Below are 24,232 nucleotides of genomic sequence, written 5' to 3' on the forward strand. Positions count from 1 at the left end.
ACTCTTCAAGCCATGCGATTCGGCGTTCTGGGGGCGACGGAGGTGCGCCGCGACGACGGCACCACCGTTCCGATCGGCGGGCCAAGGGTCCGGACGCTGTTCGCGTTGCTCGCGCTGGAGGCGGGCCGGATCGTCCCGGCGGAGCGCCTCATCGACGGTCTCTACGGCGAACAACCACCCGAAGGTGTGGCGAATGCGCTGCAATCGCAGGTCTCGCGGCTCCGGGGTGCGCTGAAGGAGCTCGCGCCCGTCGAGTTCAGCCCGGCGGGTTACCGGCTCGCCGTGGACCCCGACGACGTCGACGTGCACCGGTTCGAGCGGCTCGCCGCCGAGGGACGGCGCACTCTCGCGGCGGGAGATGCCGCGAAGGCGGCGGAACTGCTTCGCGACGCGCTCGGGCTCTGGCGTGGCCCGGCCTTCGCGGACATCACCGACGCGCCGTTCCGGGATCCGCAGGTCACCAGGCTGAACGAGCTGAAGACGTCGGCGATCGAGGACCGCGTCGAGGCCGAACTCAAGTTGGGAAGGCACGAAGACGTCCTCGCGGAGCTTCGCGAGGTCGTCGAAGAGCAGCCGCTGCGGGAACGGCCCCGCGCGCTGCTGATCCGCGCGTTGCACGCCGTTGGACGTCAGGCCGACGCGCTCACCTCGTTCGAGGACGCCCGCCGCGTCCTCGCCGACGAACTCGGCACCGACCCCGGGCCGGATCTCGCCGCCGCACATCTCGCCGTGCTTCGCGGTGAGACGCCGCCCGTCAAGGGCACGACCGCGGCGCTCCCTGCGCAGCTCACCACCTTCATCGGCCGCGAGGGCGACCTCCGGCACGTGCTCGGCAGGCTGGACAGCTCGCGGCTGGTGACGCTGACCGGCCCGGGCGGGGCGGGCAAGACGCGGCTGGCCATCGAGACCGCGGCCGCGATGGACCTCCCCACGGTCTTCGTCGAACTCGCGCCCTACACCGAAGAGGCCGACGTCGCGCACGCCGTGCTGACCGCGCTCGGCCTGCGAACCGTCCCGCTCGGAACGGTCACCGCCCCGGTGGAGAACGCGCCGGTGGAGCGGCTGATCGACGCGCTGGCCGACCGGGCGGTCCTGCTGGTGCTCGACAACTGCGAGCATCTGATCGAGGCCGCCGCGAAGCTGGCCGCCCGGCTGCTCGGCGCGGCCCCCGCGCTGCGCGTGCTCGCCACCAGCCGCGAACCGCTGGGCATCACCGGCGAAGTCGTCTCCCCCGTGCCGCGGCTCGCCGTGCCGCCGCCGGGCACGCCGCCCGCCCGGTCGCTGGAGTTCGCCGCGGTCCGCCTGTTCGCCGACCGCGCGCGGGCGGGCGATCCGGATTTCGTGGTCGACGACGGGACCGCGGGCGACGTCCAGCGGATCTGCGCCGCGCTCGACGGGCTGCCGCTGGCCATCGAGCTCGCCGCCGCGCGGGTGCGGACGCTGCCGGTCGGCGAGATCGCCGCCCGGCTGGATGACCGGTTCGGGCTGCTTTCGCGGGGCAGCCGGGTCGCCGAGAGCCGTCATCGCACCCTGCGCGCCGTCGTCGAGTGGAGCTGGGATCTGCTCGACGAGGACGAACGCCTGCTCGCCAGGCGGCTGACCGTCTTCGCTGGCGGCACGACCCTGGCCGACGCCGAAGCGGTCTGTGCCGTGCAGGACGTCGCGGAGCTTCTTCCGTCCCTTGTGGACAGATCGCTGGTCGAGCGCACCGGGGACCGGTATCGGATGCTCGAAACCATCCGGGCCTTCTTCGCCGGAAAACTCGCCGAAGCGGGCGAAACCGAGCGGTTGAGGCGCGCGCACGCCGAGTATTTCCTCGCCCTCGCCGAGGAAGCGGATCCGTTGCTGCGCACCGGCGACCAACTGGTCTGGCTCGATCGGCTCGACGCCGCCTACGACGATCTCCTCGCCGCGTTGCGCTGGGCCGCCGAGTCCGACGTGCGGATCGCGCTGAAGCTTTCGGCTTCGCTGGTGACGTACTGGTGGATGCGCGGTCGCCGGTTCGAGGGCTCGACGCTGTGCTTGGAAGTGGTCAAACGGCTCGGAGAACGGGCGCCGGACGGTCTCGAAGAGGAGTACCAGCTCTGCGTGCTCACCGCCGCCGCGGGACTGCGGGGCCATGAGGCGCTCGACCGGCATCTGCCGTTGGTGGACGACCTCATGCTGAGCCTCGCCAAGGCGCCGAGGAACCCCGCGCTGCTGCTGTTGATGGGCGTCGTGTCCGGCCCGCCCGGTGACGACGACGCGCTGATCAAACGCAGCCGGGCGCTGCTGGCGAACAGCGATACCTGGAGTCTCGCCCTCGCGCCGACCGGTTACGGTCTCCGCGCGCTGATGCAGGGCGACCTCGAAACGGCGGAAGAATTCCTGCTCGAAGGGGCGCAGGCGTTCCGCTCGATCGGGGAACGCTGGGGCCTTTCGATGGCCCTCGATCATCTGTCGCAGATCCTGATCTGGACGAACCGGCAGGCCGAAGCCCTCGAAACGATGAACGAGGCCCTGCGGCTGATGCGGGAACTCGGCGCGTCGGACGACAACGCGGACCTGCTGTGCCGTCGCGGCGGCAGCAAGCTGCTCCACGGCGACGCGGCGGGGGCGCGGGCGGATTTCGAACTCGCCATCGAGATCGCGCGCCGCGCCGGGATGCCCGAAAGCCGGGCGGCCGGGTACATCGGGCTGTCGTTCCTCGCCCGGCACGAGGGCGATCTGGCGGCGGCCCGCGCGCTGAGCGAACGCGCGCTCGCGGAGTGTTCCGGTGGTTCGTTCGCGGCCGAAGGGGTGCGGGCCGGCGCGAAGATCTCCCTCGGCTGGGTCCTGGCCGCCGAGGGTGACCTCGACGGGGCCGAGGAACTGCACCGGCTGGCGCTGGTGTCGGCGGACCGCTGGCACGACAGCACCACCATGGCCTGCGCCGTCGAGGGGCTCGCCGGGGTCGCGCTGGTGCGGGGCGACGCCGAGCGGGCGGCGGTCCTGATCGGCGCGGCGGTGACCATCCGGGGCACCCCGTTCGCCGTCGATCTGGACGCCGCCCTGCTCAGGACGACCGTGCGGGAGCGGCTCGGCGACGACTTCGACCGGGCCTACCGCCGAGGGCTCGGCCTGCGGGGTGCCGCTCAGCTGGCTTAGGCGCGGGTCAGCTGCGTGCCCTGCGGTGCGAAGCGGCCGACGGCCTCGGCGAGGAGCCGCTGGTCGAGTTCGGTGTCCTGGACCGCGACGTACAGCGGTGCGGCGTTGATCGGGACCGCGCCCAGGCGCGTCATCCCCGGGCCGACCGGGTCGATGGTGAGCCGGGTGACGTCACGCCACGGCACGACCGTCCGCTCGATCCGGACGCCCACCGCGTCCAGTTCGAAGAGCACCCATTGCTGGTCGTGCAGGGTCTTCACGTAGCCGATGGCGGCGCAGCCGACGGCGATCGCGATGATCCGCAGCACGCCGGGCCCGTCCAGCGAGCCGACCAGGGCGATGAAGCCGAGGACGGCCACGACCATCCCGCTCAGTTTCGCGGCGCCCACCAGTCCCGCGTTCGGTTTGTGCACCCGGAACCGCACGGCGCGCATCAGCTGTTTGGTGAGCAGCCCGCCGCCGATCGCGGCGGCCAGCGCGAGCATCGTCACCACCAGCGAAACCGGCGAGAAGTCGACGAGGACGTTGTAGCCGGCGACCAGCGCGACGAACCCGCCCACGACGGCCAGCATCAGCGCGAGCTTTCCCTTGCGGACGTCCCGTTCGCGGCGTTCGAGGGAAGCCTGGTCGGGTGCGGCGAGGAAACCGCCGTCGATGTTCCTCATCGGGCGTCACGCTGCGCTTCGGCAGCCGCCCGGCGCTCACGCTGGCGGCGGTCGAGGACGTACAGCAGCGCGCCGGCGCCGGCGCTCACGGCGGCGTAGAGCAGGTCCTGCAGGCCGTCGTCCGGGTAGCCGGTGGAGAACTCGACCATCGCGAGCGCGAGGAAGAGGACGCTGATGACCGCCCCGCCGATGATGTACACCTTGTTGCTGAGCATGGTTTCCCTCGTTCGTCGTTGCCTGGTGAAACCACTTTCGCGCGGGTGACATGACATTCCGATGACAGACACCGCCAAGCACTGCCAAGGCGCTGACAGCGTTCGGTGCGTGGACGGTCAGCGGCGGCCGACACGCTCCGGGGCATGACCTACGTAGCCGGATCTCCCGAAGACTTCCTCGCCGTGCGGCATCTGACGCTGCGCGGCTCCCAGGCCGAAATCGGCCGGGCTCTCGGCGCCGACGTGAAGGCGCGCTCGGACTGGTCGCCGCCGCCGCTCGACCCGGTCGTGGCCAGGGCGCGGCGTACCTGGTTCGCGCGGAACTGGCCGCAGTACGCGGAGCGCACGGCCGGATTCGCCGAGGCTCACGGGCTGCCCGCCGACGCGGCGGTCTCGTTCGACAACGCGAGCGCCCTGCCCGCCGGCTCGGGCTGCTCGGCACTGTGGACGGGGACCGAACTCGGCCGCAACTACGACTTCTTCACCATGAGCTGGACTCAGCTGGGCGCGGTGCTGGCCGGCGAGGAACCCGTCGACGACGGGACCGTGCCGATGGCGTCACGGCCCTACGTCCTGACGACGATCCCCGACGACGGCATCGCCTCGACGTCCCTCACGATGTCCACAATGGACGGTGGAACGGAGGGCGTCAACGAAGCGGGACTCGTCGTCGCGTTGCTGATGGCCGAGGTCGAGACCGCCATGCCGCTGGAGCACGGTCCGCAGGCGGGCCTGTCGGTGCTGCAGGTGTGCCGGTATCTGCTGGACACCTGCGAAACCGTCGACGAGGCCAAGGAAGCGCTGATGCTCGCCAAGCAGTACGCGCACGGCGCGCCCTGCCACTACATCGTCGCCGACGCGTCCGGCCGCGGCTTCGTGTACGAACGCGGAGCGCACGACGTCGAGTACTTCGTCGAGGTGGCCGACGGGCCGCTGTGCGTCACGAACCACCTGCTGCACCGTCATCCGGATCTCGACGCGCTGCCCGAGGACACCCCGGAGACCATGCGCACCTACGAGCGGCTTCGCACCGTCACCAAGAATGCGGACGCCGGGCCGCGCGACGCGCTCGACGCGGTGTCCTTCGCGGTCGAGCCCGGCGCGCCGTGGCGGACGTTGTGGCGCAGCGTGCTCGACCCCTCGGCCCGCACCCTGAGCACCCGGTTCTACCTGGGTGACGGCGAGAGCGGCGCCGCGCGGCACACGCCGGAACTCACGTTCGGGGTCTCTCGGTGACCATCGGCAAGGGCCGCAAGATCGGCACCGTCGCGGTCTGCGTGCTGGCGCAGCTGCTGATCGCGATCGACCTCACCGTGCTGCACCTGGTGCTGCCGTCGCTTTCGGAACAGATGCACCCGTCGACGACGGAACTGCTGTGGATCGCCGACGCGTACGGTTTCGCGCTCGCCGGGCTGCTGATCACGATGGGGAACATCGGCGACCGGGTCGGGCGGAAGAAGCTGCTGCTGATCGGGGCGTCGCTGTTCGGTGTCGCCTCGGTGATCACGGCGTACGCGCCGACGGCGGAACTGCTGATCGCCGCCCGCGCGCTGCTCGGGATCGCCGCCGCGACGCTGATGCCGTCGACGCTGTCGATCGTGCGGAACGTGTTCACCGGCAAGGAACGCGCGGCCGTGATCGGGATTTCGAGCGGGCTGACGATCCTCGGTTTCGGGATGGGGCCGCTCGTCGGCGGGTTCCTGCTCGACCATTTCTGGTGGGGTTCGGTGTTCCTGGTCAACGTGCCGGTGGTGGTGGTCATGGTGATCGCGGGCGCGCTGATCCTGCCCGAATCGAAGAACCCGGTGTCCCATCGCATCGACGTGCCGAGCGTGCTGCTTTCGCTCGTCGGCATGGTCGGGATCGTCTACACGATCAAGGAAGTCGCCTACAAGGGCTGGGGACACTGGGACGTCGCGGTCGCCGCCGTGCTCGGGCTCGGCTGTCTGCTGGCGTTCGTCCTGCGGCAGCCGCGGCTGGCCGAACCGCTGATGGACCTGAAACTGTTCGCCCAGCGGGCGTTCTCGGCGACCGTCGGCACCACGATCCTGGCGATGTTCGCGCAGCTCGCGGTATCCCTGATGTTCGCGCAGTACCTGCAGCTGGTGGCGGGCTGGTCGCCGCTGAAGGCCGGGCTCGCCGGGCTGCCCGGGATGGGCGGCGCGATCCTCGGCGGCGTGCTCGCGCCACTGGGGATCAAGGCCTTCGGCCGCGCCGCCACGATCGCGCTCGGCTGTGCCCTGTCAGCGGTCGGCTTCGCGTTGTACGCGAGCGTCGGCGTGACGATCGTCTACACGGACCTGCTCGCCGCGATGATCGTCTTCGGGGTCGGCCTGGCGCTGATCCTCACCGTCGCGACGGACACGGTGCTCGGCGTCGTGCCGAAGGCCAGGGCGGGCGCGGCGTCGGCGATCTCCGAGACGGCGACCGAACTCGGTGGGGCGCTGGGGATCGCCGTCCTCGGCAGTGTGCTCGGCGCGCTGTACCGGAGCGAACTCGTCGTCCCGGCGGGCATACCGCCGGAGACTTCGGCGGCGATTTCGGACACCCTGGGCGGTGCGGTGCAGGTCGCGGCGCAGTTGCCGCCGGAGCAAGGCGCAGCGGTTCTGGCCAGTGCGAAGTCGGCGTTCGTCGACGGGTTGCAGGTGACGATGGTGTGCTCGGCGGGGCTGATGGCGTTGCTGGCGGTGAGCGCGTTGTTCAGCCTGCGTGGGGTGCCAAAGGTACTCGAGGACCCCGACGCGGAGCCTGCTCCGGTTCCGGCCGCGGTGGGCTGAAGGGGCCCTTCACCGCATAAGACGCGGTGAAGGGCGCTTTCCTCGCATGAGATGCGGGGAAAGCGTCCTTCAGCCCCTCGGCCCGGCGAGCGGAACGGCGCGTTTGTCGCCGGACCGGACCATGGCCAGCAAGGGTTTCGCGGCCACCGCCAGTAGCCGGGCCGCGAACGTGCGGCCGTTGCGGCGCGCGATGTCCGGACCGAAGGCGTCCATCAGCGCGACGAGCCCCGGCAGCGGCCGCACGAACAGCGTCACTTCGGCGATGAGCCCGTCTTCGCCGAACTTGAGCACCGCCGCCTCTTCGATCTCCTCGCCGCCGATGCGCGCGGTGTAAACGACGACCCGCGTCGCCTCGTCGCCGGTGTCGGTGTGGAACCGGACGTCGCGTAGATGCGAGTACGCGACCTCCAGCAACGGCCTGAGTTCCGCGTGCCCGGTGAACCGGACGCGGCTCGTCAACGGTGAACGCACGACGGCGTCCGGCGCGAAGGCGCTCAGCGCGAGTTCGACGTCCCGGGTCTCGAGGGCGCGGCGGTACCGCTCGGCGGTTTCGATGCTCATGTGTCCTCCTGGATCAGGTTCCCCAGCCCGCGCCACAGCAGATCCGCCGTGAGCGCGACGACCTGCTCACGCGGGATGTCGCGGTTGCTCCACCACCAGGTGGCGATGGCGTTCAGTGCGCTCTTCGCCGCTTCGGCGAGCGCTTCGTTCGCGCGGTCGCGCGGCAGGTCCGCGGTCAGCGCCAGGCCGGGGACGCGGGCGAACACCTCGGTCAGCTGCCCCGTGGCCCTGGCCTGCCCGCGCCGGTGCACCTCGGCGACCGCCTCGTCGGACGGTGTCTCGGCGAAGATCATCCGCCAGCCGCGTTCGTTCGTCTCCATCCAGGCGAAGATCGCCGCCACCCGGCCGCGCAGCAGCTCCTCGGCGGTGCCCGACACGGGCAGGTCCGCCCAGCCTTCCAGCAGACTGTCCACTTCGGACTCCAGGAGCCCGGCGTAGAGCGCGGCCTTGGCCGGGAAGTGGTCGTAGAGCACGGGCGTGCTGATCCCCGCGGCCGTCGCGACCTCGCGCATCCCGGCCGCGTCGTAGCCGGACGCGGCGAACACCCGTGCCGCCGCGGCGAGGATCCGCTCCCGGCGTTCTTCCCTGCTCAACCGTTTACCTGACATCGGTTAGGTACACTACCACCAACCTGACGATTGTCAGGTTGCGCTCCGGGTAACCTGGTCGATCGTGCGTACTGTCGTGGTGATCGGGGGCGGGATCGTCGGTCTCGCCACCGCCTGGGAGCTGACCAAACGAGGTCTGGACGTCACGGTGCTCGAGAAGGAGGATCACTGGGCGGCCCACCAGACCGGGCACAACTCGAACGTCGTGCACGCGGGGCTCTACTACAAGCCCGGGTCGTTCAAGGCGAAGATGGCGAGCGCGGGCAACCGGTCCATTGTGGACTTCGCGCGGCAGTACGGGGTGCCGGTGGAGGTCTGCGGCAAACTCGTCGTCGCCACCTCCGAAGCGGAGCTTCCGGCACTGAAGGTGCTCGCCGAACGCGCCGAGGCGAACGGCGTCCCGGCCAAGCTGATCCCCCCGAGCGAGGCCCGCGAGTACGAGCCCGAGGTCTCGTGCGTCGCCGCGTTGCGTGTGGAGTCCACCGGCATCATCGACTTCCCCGCCGTCTGCACCGCCCTGGTGCGCCTGCTCGACGAATCCGACGCCGACCTGCGCCTCGGCACGCCCGCGCTGGGGATCCGCCCCGGCCGCACCGGCGGCGTCGAGGTGGCCACCGGCGACGACGTGATCCACGCGGACGGCCTCGTCAACTGCGCTGGCCTGCACGCCGACCGCGTCGCGCGGCTCGCCGGGCTGACCCCGAGCGCGCGGATCGTGCCGTTCCGCGGCGAGTACTACGAGCTGAAGCCGGAACGCCGTCATCTGGTGCGCGGCCTCATATACCCGGTTCCCGACGCGTCGCTGCCGTTCCTCGGCGTGCACCTGACCCGCATGCTCGACGGCAGCGTGCACGCCGGCCCCAACGCCGTGCTCGCGCTTCGCCGCGAGGGCTACACCTGGCGCGACATCTCGGCCAAGGACCTCGCCGAGGTCGCCCGCTTCCCCGGCGTCTGGCGGCTCGCGCGCAAGTACGCGTACCCGACCGGGCTCGACGAGGTCCGCCGGTCGTTCTCTCGCCGACGCTTCGCCGAAAGCCTCGCGCGGCTCGTCCCCGCCGTCACCGAGGCCGACATCGTGCGGCACGGCTCCGGGGTCCGCGCGCAGGCGCTGCGCCCGGACGGCGCGCTCGTCGACGACTTCCTGATCGAGACCGCGCGGAACCAGGTGCACGTCCTCAACGCGCCCTCACCGGCGGCGACCAGCGCGCTGGAGATCGCGAAGCACATCGCCGACGAACTGGTCTAGAAGGCGGGCAGGTTCCCGGTCACCAGCGGCATCACGGCCTGCGGGATCTCGCAGGCCTTGGCGTTGTCGGTGAGGTCACCGGTGTCGACCTTGACCGAGGAGGTCTCCGTGACCGGCAGCATCGCGACGCAGATCGGGCTGTCCGGGCTCGAGTAGACGAACCACTTCTTGCCGGCCACCATCTGCTCGACCGGGGTGCCTTCGAGACCGGGGACGTCCTCGAGTTTCGTCGCCGTGTAAAGCCACAGGTCGAGGGCCTTCTTGCCCTTGTCTCCGTCGTTGTCGTCCCACTGGCAGCCGTTCTTCGGATCCCTCGACGAACCGTTCATCGGCCGCGCGGCCTGAAGGTTGAGCGGCGTCACCTGCTCCGGTTTGAGCAGCGAGCACGGATCGACGGTCACGAGCGGCCCGGAGGCCTCGATCGGCTTCTGGCCGGGAGGCGCGGTGAGCGGCGGGCTCGGCTGACCGCCGGGCAGGTGGGACGCGACCGCGGGAGCCGCGGCCTTCGCCAGGTCGCAGGCCTTGGTGACGTCTTCGCCGGGGGCCTCGCTGGTGATCTCGACGAAGGTCTTCGGGTCGAGTTCGGCCATCAGCGAGCAGTGGCTCGGGCCGAAGATGGACGCGTACCGGGTCCAGGTGAACCCGCCGATGCCGAACTTCTCGCCGGGCAGGGCACCGCTGACGTAGTCGACCAGCGAGAGGTTGTAGCTCTGCGAGACCTCCAGCGCGACCCCGTCGGGCGCGTCTTCCAGCTCGGGATACCGGCAGGTGCCGGGGATCTTCCGCGCCTTGTCCGCCGGACGTTCCTTGCCGGGAAAGGTGACCCCGATGGCCTCCGCCTGCTCCTGCGTGAGCAGTTTGCACGGCTCGGCCTTCGTGACGACCGGCCCCTGCCCGGGCACCGGCGAGGCCGTGCCGCCGACGACCGACGTACAGCCGCCGAGCGTCAGCACCGTCAGCCCGATCGCGAGCGAATTCCGAAACCGCATGCGTCCTCTTCCCCTCACCGCCGGCACGTCGGCTACTTCGATGTCGGCGTGAGTACCTCGGTTCCGCCGAGGAAGGGGCGAAGCGCCTCCGGAACCCGGACCGAACCGTCTTCGAGCTGGTGGTTCTCCAGGATCGCGACGATCCACCTGGTGGTGGCGAGCGTGCCGTTCAGCGTGGCGACGGTCTGCGGGCGGCCGTCGGCGTCGCGGTAGCGGATGCCGAGACGGCGGGCCTGGAAGGTCGTGCAGTTCGACGTCGAGGTCAGCTCGCGGTAGGTCTCCTGCGACGGCACCCACGCCTCGCAGTCGAACTTCCGGTACGCGGAGGTGCCGAGATCGCCGGTGGCGGTGTCGATCACCCGGTACGGGACCTCGATCTTGGCGAGCATCTGCTCTTCCCAGTCCAGCAGGCGCGCGTGCTCGGCCTCGGCGTCCTCGGGACGCGTGTAGACGAACATCTCGACCTTGTCGAACTGGTGGACGCGGATGATGCCGCGGGTGTCCTTGCCGTACGAACCGGCCTCGCGGCGGTAGCAGGACGACCAGCCCGCGTACCGCTTCGGGCCGTCGTTCAGGTCGAGGATCTCGTCGGCGTGGTAGCCGGCGAGCGGGACCTCGGAGGTGCCGACGAGGTACAGGTCGTCGTCGCGCAGCCGGTAGACCTCCGACGAGTGCGCGCCGAGGAAGCCGGTGCCCGCCATGATCTCCGGCCGCACCAGGGTCGGGGTGATCATCGGGGTGAACCCGTTCGCGGTCGCCTGCGCGACCGCCATGTTCAGCAGGCCGAGCTGCAGCTGGGCGCCGATGCCGGTGAGGAAGTAGAACCGCGAACCCGAGACCTTCGCGCCGCGCTCCATGTCGAGCGCGCCGAGGCCCTCACAGAGTTCGAGGTGGTCCTTCGGCTTGAAGTCGAACTTCTTCGGCTCGCCGACGTGCTTGAGCACGACGTAGTCGTCCTCGCCGCCTTCGGGCGCCTCGGGGTGGACGAGGTTCGGCACCAGGCGGTGCAGCTGCTCGAACTCCTCCGAGGCCTCGGTCTGCTCGACCTCGGCCGTCTTGACCTGGGCGGCGAGGTCCTTGGCCCTGGCGAGCAGCTCGGCCCGCTCGTCACCCTGTGCCTTGGGGATGAGCTTGCCCAGCGACTTCTGCTCGGCGCGCAGCTTGTCGGCGGCGGCGATGGACGACCGGCGACGGGAGTCGAGGGAGAGCAGCTTGTCGACCACTCCTTCGTCCTCGCCACGGGCGCGCTGCGAAGCGCGCACGACGTCCGGGTCATCGCGCAGAGTCCTGGGGTCAATCACGAGTGCTGAGAGTAGTCCGTGCGAGCCGCACAAAATGTGCGGGTCCACGCGGATAACCCGACAGTCTGATCGTTGCCGCCCGTTTCGGGCCGTCCCCATACTGAGATCTCCCTGCTGCGGACGGAGAAACCCGATGACCGATGCGGACCTGCTGGCGCGGCACAAGGCGGTACTGCCGTCGTGGCTGGCGCTCTACTACGACGAGCCGATCGAGATCGTGCACGCGCAGGACCGCCGGGTCATCGACTCGACCGGGCGCACCTACCTCGACTTCTTCGCGGGCATCCTGACGAACTCGATGGGTTACGACGTCTCGGCGATCAGCGACGCCGTGCGCAAGCAGCTCGACACCGGCATCCTGCACACGTCGACGCTGTACCTGATCCGGTCGCAGGTCGAACTGGCCGAACGCATCGCGAAGCTCTCCGGCATCCCCGACGCGAAGGTGTTCTTCACCAACTCCGGAACCGAGGCCAACGACACCGCGCTCATGCTCGCCACCCAGTACCGGCGCAGCAACCAGGTGCTGGCGATGCGGAACTCGTACCACGGGCGGTCGTTCGCGACGGTCGGCATCACCGGCAACCGAGGCTGGTCGGCGTCGTCGCTCAGCCCGGTGAAGGTGAGCTACGTGCACGGTGGCTACCGGTACCGCAGCCCGTTCCGGGCGCTTTCGGACACGGAGTACATCGACGCGTGCGTCGCGGACCTGGTCGACGTCCTGGAGACGGGCACGTCCGGCGACGTCGCGTGCATGATCGCCGAGCCGATCCAGGGCGTCGGCGGCTTCAGCTCACCGCCGGACGGCCTGTTCAAGGCGATGAAGGAGGTCCTCGACCAGTACGGGATCCTGTTCATCTCCGACGAGGTCCAGACCGGCTGGGGACGGACCGGGGAACACTACTGGGGGATCCAGGCGCACGACGTCGTCCCCGACGCGATGACCTTCGCGAAGGGCCTCGGCAACGGGCTCGCGATCGGCGGTCTCGTGGCGCGCGGCGACCTCGTCGACTGCCTCACCGCGAACTCGATCTCGACCTTCGGCGGCAACCCGGTCGCGATGGCGGGCGCGGCGGCGGTACTCGACCACATCGCCGACCACGACCTCCAGGCCAACGCGCTCGCCCGCGGCAACGAACTGCTCGACGGCCTGCGCGCGGCGGGGAACCCGCTGATCGGGGACGTGCGCGGCAAGGGCCTGATGATCGGCGTCGAACTGGTCGAGCCCGGCGGTATGAAGCCGAACCCGGGGGCCGCGGCGCGGATGATGGAGGAGACCAAGGCGCGCGGGCTGCTGATCGGCAAGGGCGGGCTGCACGGCAACGTGCTGCGGATCGCGCCGCCGATGACGCTCACCGCCGAAGAGGCCGCCGAAGGCCTGGGGATCATCGCGGACGCGCTGGCCGCCGTCTCCTGAGCCGAAGGGGGCTTTCCCCACATCTCACGCGGCGAAGGGAGCTTTCCCCACATCTGATGCGGGGAAAGCTCCCTTCAGCCACATGTCACGAACGCACGAAGCGCGCGATGACCTCGCCCAGCCGTCCGCCCGCGTCCTCCTGGAGGAAGTGGCCCGCCCCGGTGATCGTCGGATGCTCGAGTTCGCGGGCGCCGCGCATCGAGCCCCGCAGTTCGAGGCCCCACGGCGCGGTGATCGGGTCGCCGTCGGAGAACGAGACCAGGAACGGCTTGTTCAGTTCCGACAGCACCTTCAACGCGGCCCGGTTGGCGGCCGCGGCCGGATCTTCCGGGGTGATCGGCACCAGCGACGGCATCGCGCGCGGCGCGGCCTTGTACATCTCGTTCGGGAAGGGCGCGTCGTAGGCGGCGCGGACCTCTTCGGGCAGCTTGGTCTGACAGCCCGACTGCACGAAGCGCCCGACGTCGAGCACCTGGGCGTTCTCGACGGTGTCGCGGAACCTGTGCCAGAGCTCGGGCATGTCGGTGTCGCCGGTGGGCAGGCCGGTGTTGGCCGCGACGACCCTGGCGAAGCGATCGGGGTTTTCGGCGACCAGCCGCAGGCCGATGAGGCCGCCCCAATCCTGGCCGACCAGGGTGACGTCGGTGAGGTCGAGGACGTCGAAGGCGAACGCGCGCATCCACTCGACGTGCCGCTGGTAGGTGTGGTCGACCATGTCGCCGGGTTTGTCGGATCGGCCGAAGCCGACCAGGTCGGGCGCGATGGCGCGCAGCCCGGCGTCGGCGAGCACCGGGATGACCTTGCGGTAGAGGTAAGACCACGTGGGCTCGCCGTGCAGCAGGAGGACGGGCGGCCCGTCTTCGGGTCCGGCCTCCACGTATCCCACTCTGATCACGCCGCCGTGAAGGTCGACGAGTTCCGCGTAACGCGGTTCGAAGTCGAAATCGGGCAGGTCCGAGAACCGGTCGTCCGGTGTCCTTAAAAGGCGCACGACTCCCACGTTAGTGGGAATCGTGCGCCGATGCCGGTTTCAGCAGGTCAAAAAGTCACGAGATGCCGACGGCCACGACCAGGCCGAGGGCCAGGTGCGCGGCCGCGACCACGACGCTGACCGGAGCGAACTTCTCGCTCTCGATCGTCGAACGGACGTCGATGCGGGTCGCCCACTCCAGCAGCCGGACGGCCAGCACCTGGACGACGATGCCGAGCAGGCCGTAGACCAGCGAGGTGATGAGGCCCTCGGTCAGGTCGCTGGCGGAGTTCGCGATCGCCACGACGACGATGAACGCCATCGACAGCAGGCCCGACGCGGTGACGATGACCGCGTTCGGCAGGCCGCGGCTGACCAGCTGGGACAGCTTGCCGGGCGTGGTCCAGTCGATCGCCCAGAACCCGGCGAACATCAGCAGCAGGCCGACGACGCCGTACAACAGGATCGCGCCGATCCCTCGCACGAGGTCGGAGCCGAACGTGTCGGACAGCGCAAGGGTGGTGGTCACAGGGTGCTCCCAGAGGTACGTGCTGGTCAGAAATGTCAGGTTTGTGCGGTTGCTTCTATCACGACTCGACGATGACGTGCGGGACGAACGCCGCACCATCGTCGGTGACGAGGCCCGCGGTCTCGCGGATCCCGAGGCCGGCGGCCTGGTCCCCGACGATCCACGCGCCGAGCGCGGGCCGGTAGCCCTGGAACTCCGGGAGCGGGTCGAACGCCTGGTAGACGAACCCTTCCGCACCGTAGACGCCGTCGGTCTGCGTCTCGTACCCGGTCGCGACGATCTGCACGTTCGCGCCCTCGCGGCCCAGTTTCGGCTTGCGGACGTACTCGGTCAGCAGACCGGGGTCGTCGGCGAAGGCGGGAAGCAGGTTCGGATGCCCCGGGTAGTTCTCCCACAGGATCGCCAGCAGCGTCTTGTTGGAGAGGATCATCTTCCACAGCGGCTCGACCCACAGCGTGCGCGGCATGGTCTCGACGGCGAAGCGGCCGAACTCCTCGTCGACCACCCATTCCCACGGGTAGAGCTTCACCACGGTCGCCATCTGCGCCTCTTCGAGGTCGACGAACCGTTTGAGCACCGGGTCCCAGCCGATCTCCTCGATCGACAGGCCGACGGTGTCGAGCCCGGCCTCGGCCGCGGTCTCCTGCAGGTACGCCGTCGTCACGTGGTCCTCACCGGACGGATCGGCCGACGACCAGGTGAAGTGCAGTTCGTTGGACGGCAGCTTGTCGGCGAGTTCGCCCCAGCGCTCGACCAGCTTTTCGTGGATCGAGTTCCACTGGTCGTTCTCGGGGAAGACCGCGGTCTTCCAGTGCCACTGCAGCACCGCGGCCTCGAGCAGCGAGGTCGGGGTGTCGGCGTTGTACTCGAGCAGCTTCGCCGGGCTCTTGCCGTCATAGCGCAGGTCGAACCGGCCGTAGACGTGCGGATCCTGCCGCTTCCACGACTCGGCGATATGCGGCCAGACCCACTCGGGGATGCCGAAGCGGTGGTACTGCTCGGTGGTGATCACGTTGTCGACGGCTTCGAGGCACATCGAGTGCAGCAGTTCCACGTCCGCCTCGACGGACAGGATCTCGTCCATGTCGAAGACGTAGTGGACCGACTCGTCCCAGTACGGCCGGGACTTGCCGGAGCCGTCGCGGGCGGGCGTGCCGAAGACCAGCCCCTGCTCTTCGACGATGTTCTGCCAGTCCCGCCGGGGCGGCTTGGAATCCCGGTACACCTACGAGCCCCCGCTCTTGCCGCTGCCGCCGGAGCCGCTCTTGCCGCTGATGCCGAACCCGCCGCGCTGGACGGACTTGCCCGACTTCGTGCTGACGTTCGCGTTCGAGGGCGCGGTGTACGAGCCACCCGACACGCGCTGCCCGATGGTCCCGGTGCCGCCGTAGTTGTAGCGGTAGCTGTTGTACCCGCCGCCGCCGATCGGGATGAAGAAGAAGCCACCGGAGTGGTAGCCGCCGTGGGACGTCACATACCGCTCGTCGCAGTTGTCGTCCTGGTCGACGATCCCGTCCTTGGTGGTGCAGACGGCCGTGACGTTCTCCGGCTTCGCGACCGTGTAGAACGTCGCGACCAAGCCGACCAGGCCGACGGTCACGCCGGTGCCGATCAGGATCTTCTTCTTGGTCGAAGACTTCTTCTCGGCGGCGCGGGCGGCTTCGGCCGCGAGCGCCTCCTGGCGCTGCTGCTCGGCCAGCGCCTGCTGCCGTGCCCGCTGCTCGGCCAGCGACGGCTGCCGTGCCTGCGTGTTGCTGTCCTGGAAGCGCATCGAGCCGCGCCTTGGCGGCTCCTGAGGCGCCTGTGCCCCCTGGTTGTCATCCTGCGTCATCGAAGCTCCGTAATCGCCCGCCGGCCCGAACCCGTGTCTCAACACTAACCACCCGGTACGCGCACCTTACGTGCGGCGCGGGCATCATGGAGTGGATGTCTCAACAGGCCGAGCGGTTCCGTGATCCGCGAAACGCGCTGAGCACCCTGCGCACCCGGCTCGTCATGGCCGGTGTGTTCGCGGGCGCGATCATCGCGCTTTCGCTGAGTGTGGCGTTTTCGTGGAACGTGGGCCCGGAGGGCGGTGCGGGCGGCGGCGCCCCCAAACTGTCGCCCGCCGCGGCCGAGGCGTTCCAATCTCCTCCTGGCACCTGTCTGACCTGGAACAATCCGGATGCCACCGACGCGCGGCGCGTGCCGTGCGCCGAGGCCCACCTGTTCGAGGTCACCAGCATCGTCGACATCGGCGCGCAGTACCCGCCGGGGGCGCCGAGCCCGAACCTGGAGCAGTGGCAGGAGATCTCCAGGTCACAGTGCACGATCGACGTCAAGCCGTACCTCGGCCGCGCGCTGGATCCGTACGGCAAGCTGAGCATGAACCTGCTCCGGCCGACGCCCGCCCAGTGGGCGGACGGCGACCGGCAGCTGCGGTGCGGTCTGCAGTGGGCGGGCCAGGGCGGCAAGCTCCAGGCGACCAAGGGGCCGGCGAAGGAGCAGGACCAGTCGGCCGTCTGGGAGCCGGGCACCTGCCTCGCGCTGCTCAACAACAGCTTCGGCGACCCCATCGACTGCGCGCAGGCGCATTCGTACGAGATCATCGCGACGCTCGACCTCAAGACGAAATTCAAGGACGGCTACCCGTCGCAGGAGCAGCAGAACACCTGGCTGGACACCGCCTGCTCGACGGCCGCGCAGGAGTACACGGGCAACGCGGACCTGGCGGAGAAGAAGCTCATCCTCAGCTGGGACGTCCGCGAGCAGGAGAGCTGGGACGCCGGGTCGACGCTGGTGAACTGCAAGGTGGCGGCGGTCCTGCCGGACAACAAGGGGCTGGCCCCGGTCACCGGGAGCGTCAAGGTCGGCACCGGCGAGGCCCCGCCGGCAGCGTCGTCCACGTCGTCCTCGCCCCCGAAGACCGGAGGGTGATCGCGTGCCCGTCGAGATGACCCAGCAGCGGTTCGAGGAGCTGGTTTCGGAGGCGCTGGACGAGCTCCCGCCCGAATTCGCGGACGCCATGGACAACGTCGTGGTACTCGTGGAGGAGTTCAACGAGGAGTCGCCCACGATCCTCGGCCTGTACCACGGGGTCGCGCTGACCGAGCGGACCCACGAGTACGGCGGGGTCCTGCCGGACCGGATCTCGATCTACCGGCGCCCGCTGCTGGAGATGTGCGACACCGAGGAGGACGTCGTCGAGGAGGTGCTGATCACGGTCATCCACGAGGTGGGCCACCATTTCGGCATCGACGACGCGCGCCTGCACGAACTCGGGTGGGGCTGAGCCGCCGGAGAGGCGGTAGCAAAGGTCCCTTGCTCCCCCGCCAGAGACACGGCGGATTCCGCGCCGAAGGCGGCATGGTCGGTGATTTTTGTGCGTGGAGCACCACAGGTTCTCCGATTTCTTAACTGGGCGTAACAACCCAGCCACTTTGGGCGACAGCCCCCGCTAAACTTTTCGACACGTTGTCGTCGGCCGGCGCCGGCGAATGCCTGGGGAGGCGTCCATGGCCGAGTCGACGGCACGAGGGAGGAGTGACCGGCGGTTGCGCTGGTTGCTCGCGTCCAGCGCGGCGTCGAACCTCGGCGACGGGATCGGCAAGGTCGCGTTCCCGCTGCTCGCGGTCACCCTGACGCGGGATCCGCTGCTCATCGCCGGCCTCTCGGCGACCCAGTTCCTGCCATGGCTGCTGTTCGCGCTCCCCGCCGGCGCGCTGCTGGACCGCGTCGACCGGCGGCGGGCGATGATCCTCGCGAACAGCGTCCGCGCGGTCGTCGTCGGCGGGACGGCCGCCCTGGTCGCGTCGGGCGGGGTGACGATCTGGCTGGTCTACGCCGCCGCCCTGCTCATCGGCTTCGCGGAGGTGGTCGCGGACAGCGCCGCGAACGTGCTCATTCCGGCGGTCGTCGGCAAGGGTTCGCTCGACAGCGCGAACAGCAAGCTCCAGGCGTGCGAGATCGTGGGGCAGACCTTCCTGGGCGGGCCAGTCGGCAGCGCCACCTTCGCTCTCTTCGCGACGTTCCCGTTCCTGCTCAACTCGGTGGGCTTCGCGATCGCGGCCGCCGTGTTGCTCGGCCTCGCCGGGAGCTACCGGCCGAGAGCCGCCGACCACGCGCCCGCCGATCTCCGCACCGAGCTGGCGGAGGGTTTCCGCTGGTTGAAGCACAACAAGCTGATGCTGCGGCTGGTCGTGATCGCCGGGCTGATCAGCCTGGTCAGCGAGCTCGCGCAGGCGCAGCTGGTGCTGTACGCGATCGAGTACCTGCGTCTCAGCGAAGCGGCCTTCGGGCTCTTCGCGTTCGTCGGCGGCATCGGCGGCCTGCTCGGCGCGGCCGTCGCCCCGCGGCTGGTGAAGGCGACCAGCCGTCGCGCGGTGCTCCTCGGGGGCACGGCCGGCTGCGGCGCGGCGTTCACCGGCATGGGCCTGACGAGCTCGCCGGTGGTGGGAGCGGCGCTGTTCGGCCTGTTCGCGGCCGCCGTGGTCGCGGTGAACATCGTGCTCGGGACGGCGCGGCACACCCTCGTCCCCGGCGATCTGCTCGGCCGGGTCCTCGGCGTGTGGCGCACCGTCGTCTGGGGCGCGATCCCGGTCGGCGCCCTCCTCGGCGGCGTCCTCACCCACGCCCTCGGTTCCCCGGCCCGGACCTTCCTCACGTCCGGGCTGCTGCTGTTCGGAGTAGCCGGTTTCGCGTTCGTCTCGTTACGGCAAGGAGCCTTCGATGACGAATCGGCCACGGAGGAGCGGGTTCTCCACCGAGACCGGTGAAAACAAAGGACTTTGGTGCTGAAATAGCCCATCACCGCCACGGGTGACGGGGAGGTCCGCGATGCAGCAGACACTGGTGCCGGAGGCCGGCGTGGGGACGACAGAACCTTCGAGACGCCCGCAAGTACTCACCGCCGTCGCCGGTTTCGTGATCGGCGGCGGCGTGATCGGCATGCTGTGGGCGCTCTCGGGCGTCAACGCGGGGGCGCTCGAAGACGCGCAAGACGCCTGTTCGGCGCTGGCCAGGGTCGGCACGATCCCGGACACCACCGACTCGGCACCCGGCGAACGGACCGTGGCCGTCCTGGCCCCCGAGGTCCTGCACCGGATGACGGCCGCACGCGAACTCTCCGCCGCGGCGGCCGCCGCCAACGACACCTACCGGCCGCTGGCCGAACACATCGACGGGGTCAGCCGGATGGTGTTCAGCCTGCACTTCAACCAGATCTCGGGGCAGCGGCACCTGGCGCGGGCCGAACAGCTCTGCACCCAGCTCTAGCCCTTGTGGACGGTCCTGACGGTCAGCTGGTTGCCGGGGATCTTCCCCGCGCAGCCGAGACCCTGCACCGGCACGAAGTTCGAGGCCGTCTCCTGCGGCAGGTATACCCGCAGCCCTCGGGTCTCGGTGGGCTTGCAGACCGCCTCGTCGTAGTTGCGAACGTTCACGAAACCGACGTCGGCGATCGCGTTCTCCCCGTTGGCGAGCTGGACGGGGCCGCCCTTGGCGCCGTCGCGGAACGCGGCCTCACCGACCTGGTGGCCGTCGGATCCGGTCACGTAGGAGATGCCGGGGAAGCCCTGGACGGTGCACGGATGCCCGCTCGCGTTGGTGATGACGAGCTTGCGGTACACCGTGCCCGCGGCGGCGTCACTGTCCTGGATGGACAGTTTGACGTCGCCCGCCTTGCACAGCCCGTCGTTCTTCGATGCCTGCGCGGGCGGCTGTGCGGGCTGCGGAGCGGGCGCCGGGCTCGAAGAGCTCGCGCTGGGCGCGGCGGAGGTGTCCGGCGCCGAACTGGACGGCGACGCGGACGTGTTCTGCGCGACGGGCGCGGTCTCCGAACCGCAGGCGCTGAGCAGCAGAAGCCCGGCGGTACCCGCGACGAGACCGCCGATGGAGATCAGTTTCGAACGAACCATGGTCATTCGCCTCCCTGAGTCGGACGCTGCCGGGTGACCCACCGTCCAGTAGACGTGTTGTCCGCCGTGGGGGTTGCGCTCCACCGGTTAATTCCCCACAAGGTGTTAATCGATCTTGTGGGGTGTATTCCCCGGTGGATGCGGAGGCAAACGTCCCTGGTCAGGGTTCGACGGGGGCTTCCGCCCAGGTGAGACAGGTCCAGCCGGCCGGGGTCGCGACGAGCTCGACGACACCGGTGTTCGGGATGAGCCCCTGGTTGGCGACCTCGGCGGTCACGTTGCCGGCGAGCCATTCGCCGCCCAGCCGGATCGCGCCGCCGTGGCTCACCAGCACCACCGTGCCGTCGGGGTCGGCTTGCTCGTGCTTGGCGCGCAGCCGGGCGACCGCGTCGAGCATGCGGGCGCGGACCTGCGCACCGGTCTCGCCGCCGGGGATGGGCGGGTCGAGTTCGCCGAGCGTCCACCGGCGCACGACGCTCATGTAGGTCGTGATCGAGTCCTTGTCCGTCTTGCCTTCGAGGTCGCCCGCCGCGACCTCGTGCACGCCGTCGACGACCTGGACGTCCAGACCGAGTTTCGCCGCCAGCGGCGCGGCGGTCTGCTGGGCGCGGACCGCCTGCGAGGCGTAGACCGCGACGATCGGCTCGCCGTCCAGTCGCGTCACGAGGTCCCGGGCCTGCTCGCGACCCAGCTCGGTGAGCGGCGGCCCCGGCAACGCGGTGTCGAGCGCGCCTCGCACGTTGCCCTCGGTCTGGCCGTGGCGGACGAGGAGAAGTTTCACGCCTGTGCTCCCTTCCGGACCGACTCGACCCAGCCGATCGCGTCGGTGAAATCGTCGTTGGCGGCACCCGGCTCGATCTCGGTCGTGCCGTTGTCAGCGCGCGGGTGGGAGCCGAGGAACCGCACGTTCCGGCACCGGCGGCGCAACGCCGCCAGCGCGTCGCCGATCCTGGGCTCGGCCACATGCCCCTCGAAGTCGATGAAGAAGCGGTACTCGCCGAAGTTGTTCCTGGTCGGGCGGGCGTCCAGCTTGGTCAGGTTGATCCCGCGGACCGCCAGCTCGGTGAGCAGCTCAGCCAGGGCACCGGTGCGGTTCGTCGCGGCGGCGACGATCGACGTGCGGTCCGCCCCGGTCGGTTCCGGCAGCTCGCCGGGCGCGCGGACGAGGATGAACCGGGTCTTGGCATCGCGGACGTCGGCGACCTCGGTGGCCCGCACCTCCAGCGGATAGTGCTCGACGGCGACCGGCGCGGTGACGGCGGCGTCGAACTCGCCCGCGTCCACCGCGACCGCGGCCGCCGCCGTGGACGACGTCGCGACCGGACGCGCTCCCGGCAGATTCGCCTCGACCCAGTGGCGGACCTGGGCGAGCGCGTGCGGATGGCTGGCCACGGTGCGGATCTCGGTGGTGCCCGGCCGGGTCAGCACGCTGAAATGGACCGGCAGCAGCACCTCCGCCACCGCGACGAGCGGCTCGGCCTCGCTCAGGCTGTCGAGGGTGGCGGTGACCGCGCCCTCGACGGAGTTCTCGATCGGGACACACGCGGCGTCGGCCGCGCCCGAGCGCACCGCGGCCAGCGCCGCGGGGATGGTCTCCGCCGGGATCAGCTCCTCACCGGGGGCGAGCCGGCGCGCGGCCTGTTCGGTGAAGGTTCCCTGGGGGCCGAAGTAAGCGATCCGTGACACCCCGCCAGATTACGCACGGCGCGGGTGGCGACTTTCACTCGGACAGCCGGTACGCGCACCGGTTACGCCGGGTGGCTTTTTTTGCCATGCTTAGGGCGTGACCGCCGAACCGGGCACACGCACCGGCCACGAGGACGCCGGCTCCTCCTTCGCTCCCCTGCCGGACAGCCCCAGTCCGGAGCTGGTGTTGTGCGCCGTCGATGACCTGCTCGCACAAGCCTGGACGACCGTCGCGGACACTGTGGACGGCCGGGTCTTCGTGCACCGCGGGTCCGTGCTCGACGTCGTCGCGCAGGCCGTCGTCAGCCCCGCGAACTCCTACGGCTGGATGCGCGGCGGCATCGACGCCGTCTACGCCCGCGCCTATCCCGAGGTCGAGCAGAACGTGCGCAGCGCCATCCTCGCCTACCACGGCGGGGAGCTCCCGATCGGCGAAGCGGTGATAGTGCCGACCGGCGAGGCCGAGCCCGCCTGGCTGATCAGCGCGCCGACGATGCGGGAACCCGGCGAACAGCTCCCGCGGGACACCGTGCACCCGTACCTGGCCGCCCGGGCGGTGTTCCGGCACTGGCGTGACGGCAGCCTCGACCAGGGCCGCGTCCGTGATCTCGTGCACACGATCGCGATGCCCGGACTCGGCACCGGCTTCGGCGGGATCGCACCCGCGGCCTGCGCGCGGCAGGTCGCCGCGGCGTGGACCGAGGTCTTCACCCCCGGCCGTCCCCGTAACGGACGGTAACGCCCCGAAGCGGGGTACATCACATCGCAGCGCGTTCACGAGCCGTAAGCCCTACCGTTAAAGCGGCTTCATCCGGTTCGAGGCACGTTCACCCGCCGAGAACTCGTCAACACGGTTTTGTACGGCGCCAGCGCAGGCGACGGGCGAGGAGTGTGCGATGCCGCGGGTCCGTGAGCTCAGTCCCTACGTCGAGCTGCACCGTGAGCAGTGGCGCGAGTTGCGCAGGTCGACTCCTCTGCCGCTGACCGCCGCGGAACTGCTGCGGCTGCGCGGTCTCGGCGAACAGGTCGACCTGGCCGAAGTCGCCGAGGTCTACCTGCCGCTCTCCCGGCTGATCAATCTCCAGGTCGCCGCCCGGCAACGGCTGTACGAAGCGACCACCACCTTCCTCGGTGAAGACAGCCGGGGCACCAAGGTGCCGTACATCATCGGGATCGCGGGCAGCGTCGCCGTCGGCAAGTCGACCACCGCGCGCATCCTGCGCACCCTGCTCGCCCGCTGGCCGGATCACCCCAGGGTCGACCTGGTCACCACCGACGGGTTCCTCTATCCGCGCGCGGAACTGGTGCGGCGCGGGATCATGCACCGCAAGGGTTTCCCGGAAAGCTACGACCGGCGGGCGCTGCTGCGGTTCGTCACCGAGGTGAAGTCCGGGGCGGAACGGGTCAGCGCTCCGGTGTACTCGCACCTCGCCTACGACATCCTTCCCGACGAGGAACAGGTCGTTCAGCGGCCCGACATCCTCATCCTCGAAGGGCTGAACGTCCTGCAGCCCGGCCCTCGGCTCACCGTCTCCGATCTGTTCGACTTCTCGATCTACGTGGACGCGCCGACGACCGACATCGAACGCTGGTACGTCGAGCGCTTCCTCAAGCTGCGGCACACCGCTTTCGCCGACCCCGCGTCGCACTTCCACCACTTCGCCGGCCTCCCGGACGACGAGGCCCGCGCCGAGGCACGCCACCTGTGGCGCACGATCAACGAGCCGAACCTGATGGAGAACATCAAGCCGACCCGGCCCCGGGCGACCCTCGTGCTCCGCAAGGACGCCGATCACGCGATCAACCGGGTCCGGCTGCGCAAGCTCTGAGGCCGGAACTCGCGTGGCCGGAGCCGCACCACGCGTGATCAGAGGCAGAACTCGCGTGATCGGGGGCGTAACTCGCGTGCTTGAAGGCGGAACTCGCGTGATCGGCCTCCGCACACCGGAGTCACGTCTTCGAGACCACGACACTGCGTGACCGGGCACCCCGGATTCTCTACTCACGGCGAGCGTTCACGACGGGTTCCAAGATCACTTCGCCGGAAGCCGATCACGCGAGTGGTTTCCGGCCGTTCCCTCACAAGGACCAGCCTTCGCACCACCGGAGAGCCGGTGGTGTGCGCCGGTCGCGCACCGCTGTCGGCCGGCGGGTTTCCTCGGCCGATCGGCCGATCCACGCTCAGTACGTGTAACCGGTTGGCCGATACCGGCTACAGCCCCCCGAGGCGACCCTTGTCTCAGGGGTT

General features: G+C 69.9%; 24 protein-coding genes. 11 read left to right on the forward strand and 13 right to left on the reverse strand.

Features of this window, described 5'->3' with window-relative positions; all coding sequences use genetic code 11:
- The first annotated feature begins 12 nt into the window (after positions 1-12).
- Entirely contained in the window at positions 13-3,126 is a 3,114-nt protein-coding gene (locus DMH01_RS21945) for a BTAD domain-containing putative transcriptional regulator (protein WP_125679137.1), read from the forward strand.
- On the opposite strand, the gene DMH01_RS21950 is transcribed toward DMH01_RS21945, so the two are convergent.
- Together DMH01_RS21950 and DMH01_RS21955 are read right to left on the reverse strand one after the other, a co-directional pair.
- On the reverse strand, positions 3,123-3,791 hold the full coding sequence (locus DMH01_RS21950; protein WP_125679138.1) for a hypothetical protein: 669 nt from the start codon (positions 3,789-3,791) through the stop codon (positions 3,123-3,125). The genes DMH01_RS21945 and DMH01_RS21950 overlap by 4 nt on opposite strands.
- Positions 3,788-4,006 carry a hypothetical protein gene (locus tag DMH01_RS21955; RefSeq protein ID WP_125679139.1) on the reverse strand — a complete coding sequence of 73 codons (219 nt, stop codon included), beginning with the start codon at positions 4,004-4,006 and terminating at the stop codon, positions 3,788-3,790. The genes DMH01_RS21950 and DMH01_RS21955 overlap by 4 nt, the downstream gene beginning before the upstream one ends.
- Before the next feature lie 144 nt (positions 4,007-4,150).
- Between DMH01_RS21955 and DMH01_RS21960 the strand changes: the two genes are divergently transcribed.
- Together DMH01_RS21960 and DMH01_RS21965 are read left to right on the forward strand one after the other, a co-directional pair.
- A complete protein-coding gene (locus DMH01_RS21960) occupies positions 4,151-5,242 on the forward strand; it encodes a C45 family autoproteolytic acyltransferase/hydolase (protein WP_125679140.1) in 1,092 nt (363 codons plus the stop codon).
- Positions 5,239-6,783, forward strand: a complete 1,545-nt coding sequence (locus DMH01_RS21965) for an MFS transporter (RefSeq protein ID WP_125679141.1) — start codon at positions 5,239-5,241, stop codon at positions 6,781-6,783. Before DMH01_RS21960 ends, DMH01_RS21965 begins: the two co-directional genes overlap by 4 nt.
- 69 nt (positions 6,784-6,852) lie before the next feature.
- Here DMH01_RS21965 and DMH01_RS21970 read toward each other — a convergent pair whose 3' ends face one another.
- Together DMH01_RS21970 and DMH01_RS21975 are read right to left on the reverse strand one after the other, a co-directional pair.
- Positions 6,853-7,344 carry a nuclear transport factor 2 family protein gene (locus DMH01_RS21970; RefSeq protein ID WP_125679142.1) on the reverse strand — a complete coding sequence of 164 codons (492 nt, stop codon included), beginning with the start codon at positions 7,342-7,344 and terminating at the stop codon, positions 6,853-6,855.
- On the reverse strand, positions 7,341-7,937 hold the full coding sequence (locus DMH01_RS21975) for a TetR/AcrR family transcriptional regulator (RefSeq protein ID WP_125679143.1): 597 nt from the start codon (positions 7,935-7,937) through the stop codon (positions 7,341-7,343). Before DMH01_RS21975 ends, DMH01_RS21970 begins: the two co-directional genes overlap by 4 nt.
- Positions 7,938-8,016: 79 nt before the next feature.
- On the opposite strand from DMH01_RS21975, the gene lhgO reads away from it, so the two are divergent.
- Positions 8,017-9,198, forward strand: coding sequence for an L-2-hydroxyglutarate oxidase (gene lhgO, locus DMH01_RS21980; protein WP_125679144.1), 1,182 nt, complete (start codon positions 8,017-8,019; stop codon positions 9,196-9,198).
- Here the strand turns inward: lhgO and DMH01_RS21985 are convergent.
- A complete protein-coding gene (locus DMH01_RS21985; RefSeq protein ID WP_125679145.1) occupies positions 9,195-10,187 on the reverse strand; it encodes a DUF3558 family protein in 993 nt (330 codons plus the stop codon). The two genes, lhgO and DMH01_RS21985, sit on opposite strands and share 4 nt — an antisense overlap.
- Before the next feature lie 32 nt (positions 10,188-10,219).
- On the reverse strand, positions 10,220-11,488 hold the full coding sequence (serS, locus tag DMH01_RS21990) for a serine--tRNA ligase (RefSeq protein ID WP_125679146.1): 1,269 nt from the start codon (positions 11,486-11,488) through the stop codon (positions 10,220-10,222).
- A gap of 133 nt (positions 11,489-11,621) precedes the next feature.
- Between serS and DMH01_RS21995 the strand changes: the two genes are divergently transcribed.
- Positions 11,622-12,905 carry an aspartate aminotransferase family protein gene (locus DMH01_RS21995; protein ID WP_125679147.1) on the forward strand — a complete coding sequence of 428 codons (1,284 nt, stop codon included), beginning with the start codon at positions 11,622-11,624 and terminating at the stop codon, positions 12,903-12,905.
- Between the two features lie 85 nt (positions 12,906-12,990).
- On the opposite strand, the gene DMH01_RS22000 is transcribed toward DMH01_RS21995, so the two are convergent.
- The 4 genes from DMH01_RS22000 to DMH01_RS22015 are packed head-to-tail and all read right to left on the reverse strand — an operon-like array spanning position 12,991 to position 16,235.
- Positions 12,991-13,896: a haloalkane dehalogenase gene (locus tag DMH01_RS22000; protein ID WP_125679814.1), complete on the reverse strand. Its 906-nt coding sequence runs from the start codon at positions 13,894-13,896 to the stop codon at positions 12,991-12,993.
- A 55-nt stretch (positions 13,897-13,951) separates the two neighbouring features.
- Positions 13,952-14,404: a DUF350 domain-containing protein gene (locus DMH01_RS22005; RefSeq protein ID WP_061980368.1), complete on the reverse strand. Its 453-nt coding sequence runs from the start codon at positions 14,402-14,404 to the stop codon at positions 13,952-13,954.
- 58 nt (positions 14,405-14,462) lie between these two features.
- The gene (locus DMH01_RS22010) at positions 14,463-15,629 is read right to left on the reverse strand and encodes a glutathionylspermidine synthase family protein (RefSeq protein ID WP_125679148.1); all 1,167 of its coding nucleotides are present in this window, start codon (positions 15,627-15,629) and stop codon (positions 14,463-14,465) included.
- Positions 15,630-16,235: a hypothetical protein gene (locus tag DMH01_RS22015; RefSeq protein WP_233621634.1), complete on the reverse strand. Its 606-nt coding sequence runs from the start codon at positions 16,233-16,235 to the stop codon at positions 15,630-15,632.
- Between the two features lie 95 nt (positions 16,236-16,330).
- Here DMH01_RS22015 and DMH01_RS22020 point away from each other — a divergent pair, with 95 nt between their 5' ends.
- The 4 genes from DMH01_RS22020 (at position 16,331) to DMH01_RS22035 (ending at position 19,657) form a co-directional block, all read left to right on the forward strand.
- A complete protein-coding gene (locus DMH01_RS22020) occupies positions 16,331-17,320 on the forward strand; it encodes a septum formation family protein (protein WP_125679149.1) in 990 nt (329 codons plus the stop codon).
- 4 nt (positions 17,321-17,324) lie between these two features.
- The gene (locus DMH01_RS22025) at positions 17,325-17,675 is read left to right on the forward strand and encodes a metallopeptidase family protein (RefSeq protein ID WP_034309691.1); all 351 of its coding nucleotides are present in this window, start codon (positions 17,325-17,327) and stop codon (positions 17,673-17,675) included.
- Between the two features lie 223 nt (positions 17,676-17,898).
- Positions 17,899-19,158 (forward strand): MFS transporter, encoded by a 1,260-nt coding sequence (locus DMH01_RS22030; RefSeq protein ID WP_125679150.1) that lies wholly within the window; start codon positions 17,899-17,901, stop codon positions 19,156-19,158.
- A gap of 61 nt (positions 19,159-19,219) precedes the next feature.
- Positions 19,220-19,657 carry a hypothetical protein gene (locus DMH01_RS22035; RefSeq protein WP_125679151.1) on the forward strand — a complete coding sequence of 146 codons (438 nt, stop codon included), beginning with the start codon at positions 19,220-19,222 and terminating at the stop codon, positions 19,655-19,657.
- On the opposite strand, the gene DMH01_RS22040 is transcribed toward DMH01_RS22035, so the two are convergent.
- The 3 genes from DMH01_RS22040 to pheA all read right to left on the reverse strand — a co-directional run bounded on the left by DMH01_RS22040 (position 19,654) and on the right by pheA (position 21,984).
- Entirely contained in the window at positions 19,654-20,304 is a 651-nt protein-coding gene (locus DMH01_RS22040) for a DUF4232 domain-containing protein (protein WP_125679152.1), read from the reverse strand. The two genes, DMH01_RS22035 and DMH01_RS22040, sit on opposite strands and share 4 nt — an antisense overlap.
- 154 nt (positions 20,305-20,458) lie before the next feature.
- Positions 20,459-21,079 (reverse strand): histidine phosphatase family protein, encoded by a 621-nt coding sequence (locus DMH01_RS22045; RefSeq protein ID WP_125679153.1) that lies wholly within the window; start codon positions 21,077-21,079, stop codon positions 20,459-20,461.
- Complete coding sequence (gene pheA / locus DMH01_RS22050; protein ID WP_125679154.1) at positions 21,076-21,984, reverse strand: prephenate dehydratase; 909 nt, start codon at positions 21,982-21,984, stop codon at positions 21,076-21,078. The genes DMH01_RS22045 and pheA overlap by 4 nt, the downstream gene beginning before the upstream one ends.
- 97 nt (positions 21,985-22,081) lie before the next feature.
- On the opposite strand from pheA, the gene DMH01_RS22055 reads away from it, so the two are divergent.
- The gene (locus DMH01_RS22055; RefSeq protein ID WP_125679155.1) at positions 22,082-22,723 is read left to right on the forward strand and encodes a macro domain-containing protein; all 642 of its coding nucleotides are present in this window, start codon (positions 22,082-22,084) and stop codon (positions 22,721-22,723) included.
- 157 nt (positions 22,724-22,880) lie between these two features.
- Complete coding sequence (gene coaA, locus DMH01_RS22060; protein WP_125679156.1) at positions 22,881-23,813, forward strand: type I pantothenate kinase; 933 nt, start codon at positions 22,881-22,883, stop codon at positions 23,811-23,813.
- Positions 23,814-24,232: the final 419 nt, after the last annotated feature.

The sequence above is a fragment of the Amycolatopsis sp. WAC 04182 genome, assembly GCF_003947465.1.
GTDB lineage: Bacteria > Actinomycetota > Actinomycetes > Mycobacteriales > Pseudonocardiaceae > Amycolatopsis.

Excerpts from the sequence above, each read along its gene's own strand:
- DMH01_RS21945 (WP_125679137.1), top strand. The coding sequence starts at position 13 with ATGCGATTCGGCGTTCTGGGGGCGACGGAGGTGCGCCGCGACGACGGC.
- DMH01_RS21950 (WP_125679138.1), bottom strand. The coding sequence starts at position 3,791 with ATGAGGAACATCGACGGCGGTTTCCTCGCCGCACCCGACCAGGCTTCC.
- DMH01_RS21955 (WP_125679139.1), bottom strand. The coding sequence starts at position 4,006 with ATGCTCAGCAACAAGGTGTACATCATCGGCGGGGCGGTCATCAGCGTC.
- DMH01_RS21960 (WP_125679140.1), top strand. The coding sequence starts at position 4,151 with ATGACCTACGTAGCCGGATCTCCCGAAGACTTCCTCGCCGTGCGGCAT.
- DMH01_RS21970 (WP_125679142.1), bottom strand. The coding sequence starts at position 7,344 with ATGAGCATCGAAACCGCCGAGCGGTACCGCCGCGCCCTCGAGACCCGG.
- DMH01_RS21985 (WP_125679145.1), bottom strand. The coding sequence starts at position 10,187 with ATGCGGTTTCGGAATTCGCTCGCGATCGGGCTGACGGTGCTGACGCTC.
- DMH01_RS21995 (WP_125679147.1), top strand. The coding sequence starts at position 11,622 with ATGACCGATGCGGACCTGCTGGCGCGGCACAAGGCGGTACTGCCGTCG.
- DMH01_RS22015 (WP_233621634.1), bottom strand. The coding sequence starts at position 16,235 with ATGACGCAGGATGACAACCAGGGGGCACAGGCGCCTCAGGAGCCGCCA.
- DMH01_RS22020 (WP_125679149.1), top strand. The coding sequence starts at position 16,331 with ATGTCTCAACAGGCCGAGCGGTTCCGTGATCCGCGAAACGCGCTGAGC.
- DMH01_RS22030 (WP_125679150.1), top strand. The coding sequence starts at position 17,899 with ATGGCCGAGTCGACGGCACGAGGGAGGAGTGACCGGCGGTTGCGCTGG.
- DMH01_RS22035 (WP_125679151.1), top strand. The coding sequence starts at position 19,220 with ATGCAGCAGACACTGGTGCCGGAGGCCGGCGTGGGGACGACAGAACCT.
- DMH01_RS22040 (WP_125679152.1), bottom strand. The coding sequence starts at position 20,304 with ATGACCATGGTTCGTTCGAAACTGATCTCCATCGGCGGTCTCGTCGCG.
- coaA (WP_125679156.1), top strand. The coding sequence starts at position 22,881 with ATGCCGCGGGTCCGTGAGCTCAGTCCCTACGTCGAGCTGCACCGTGAG.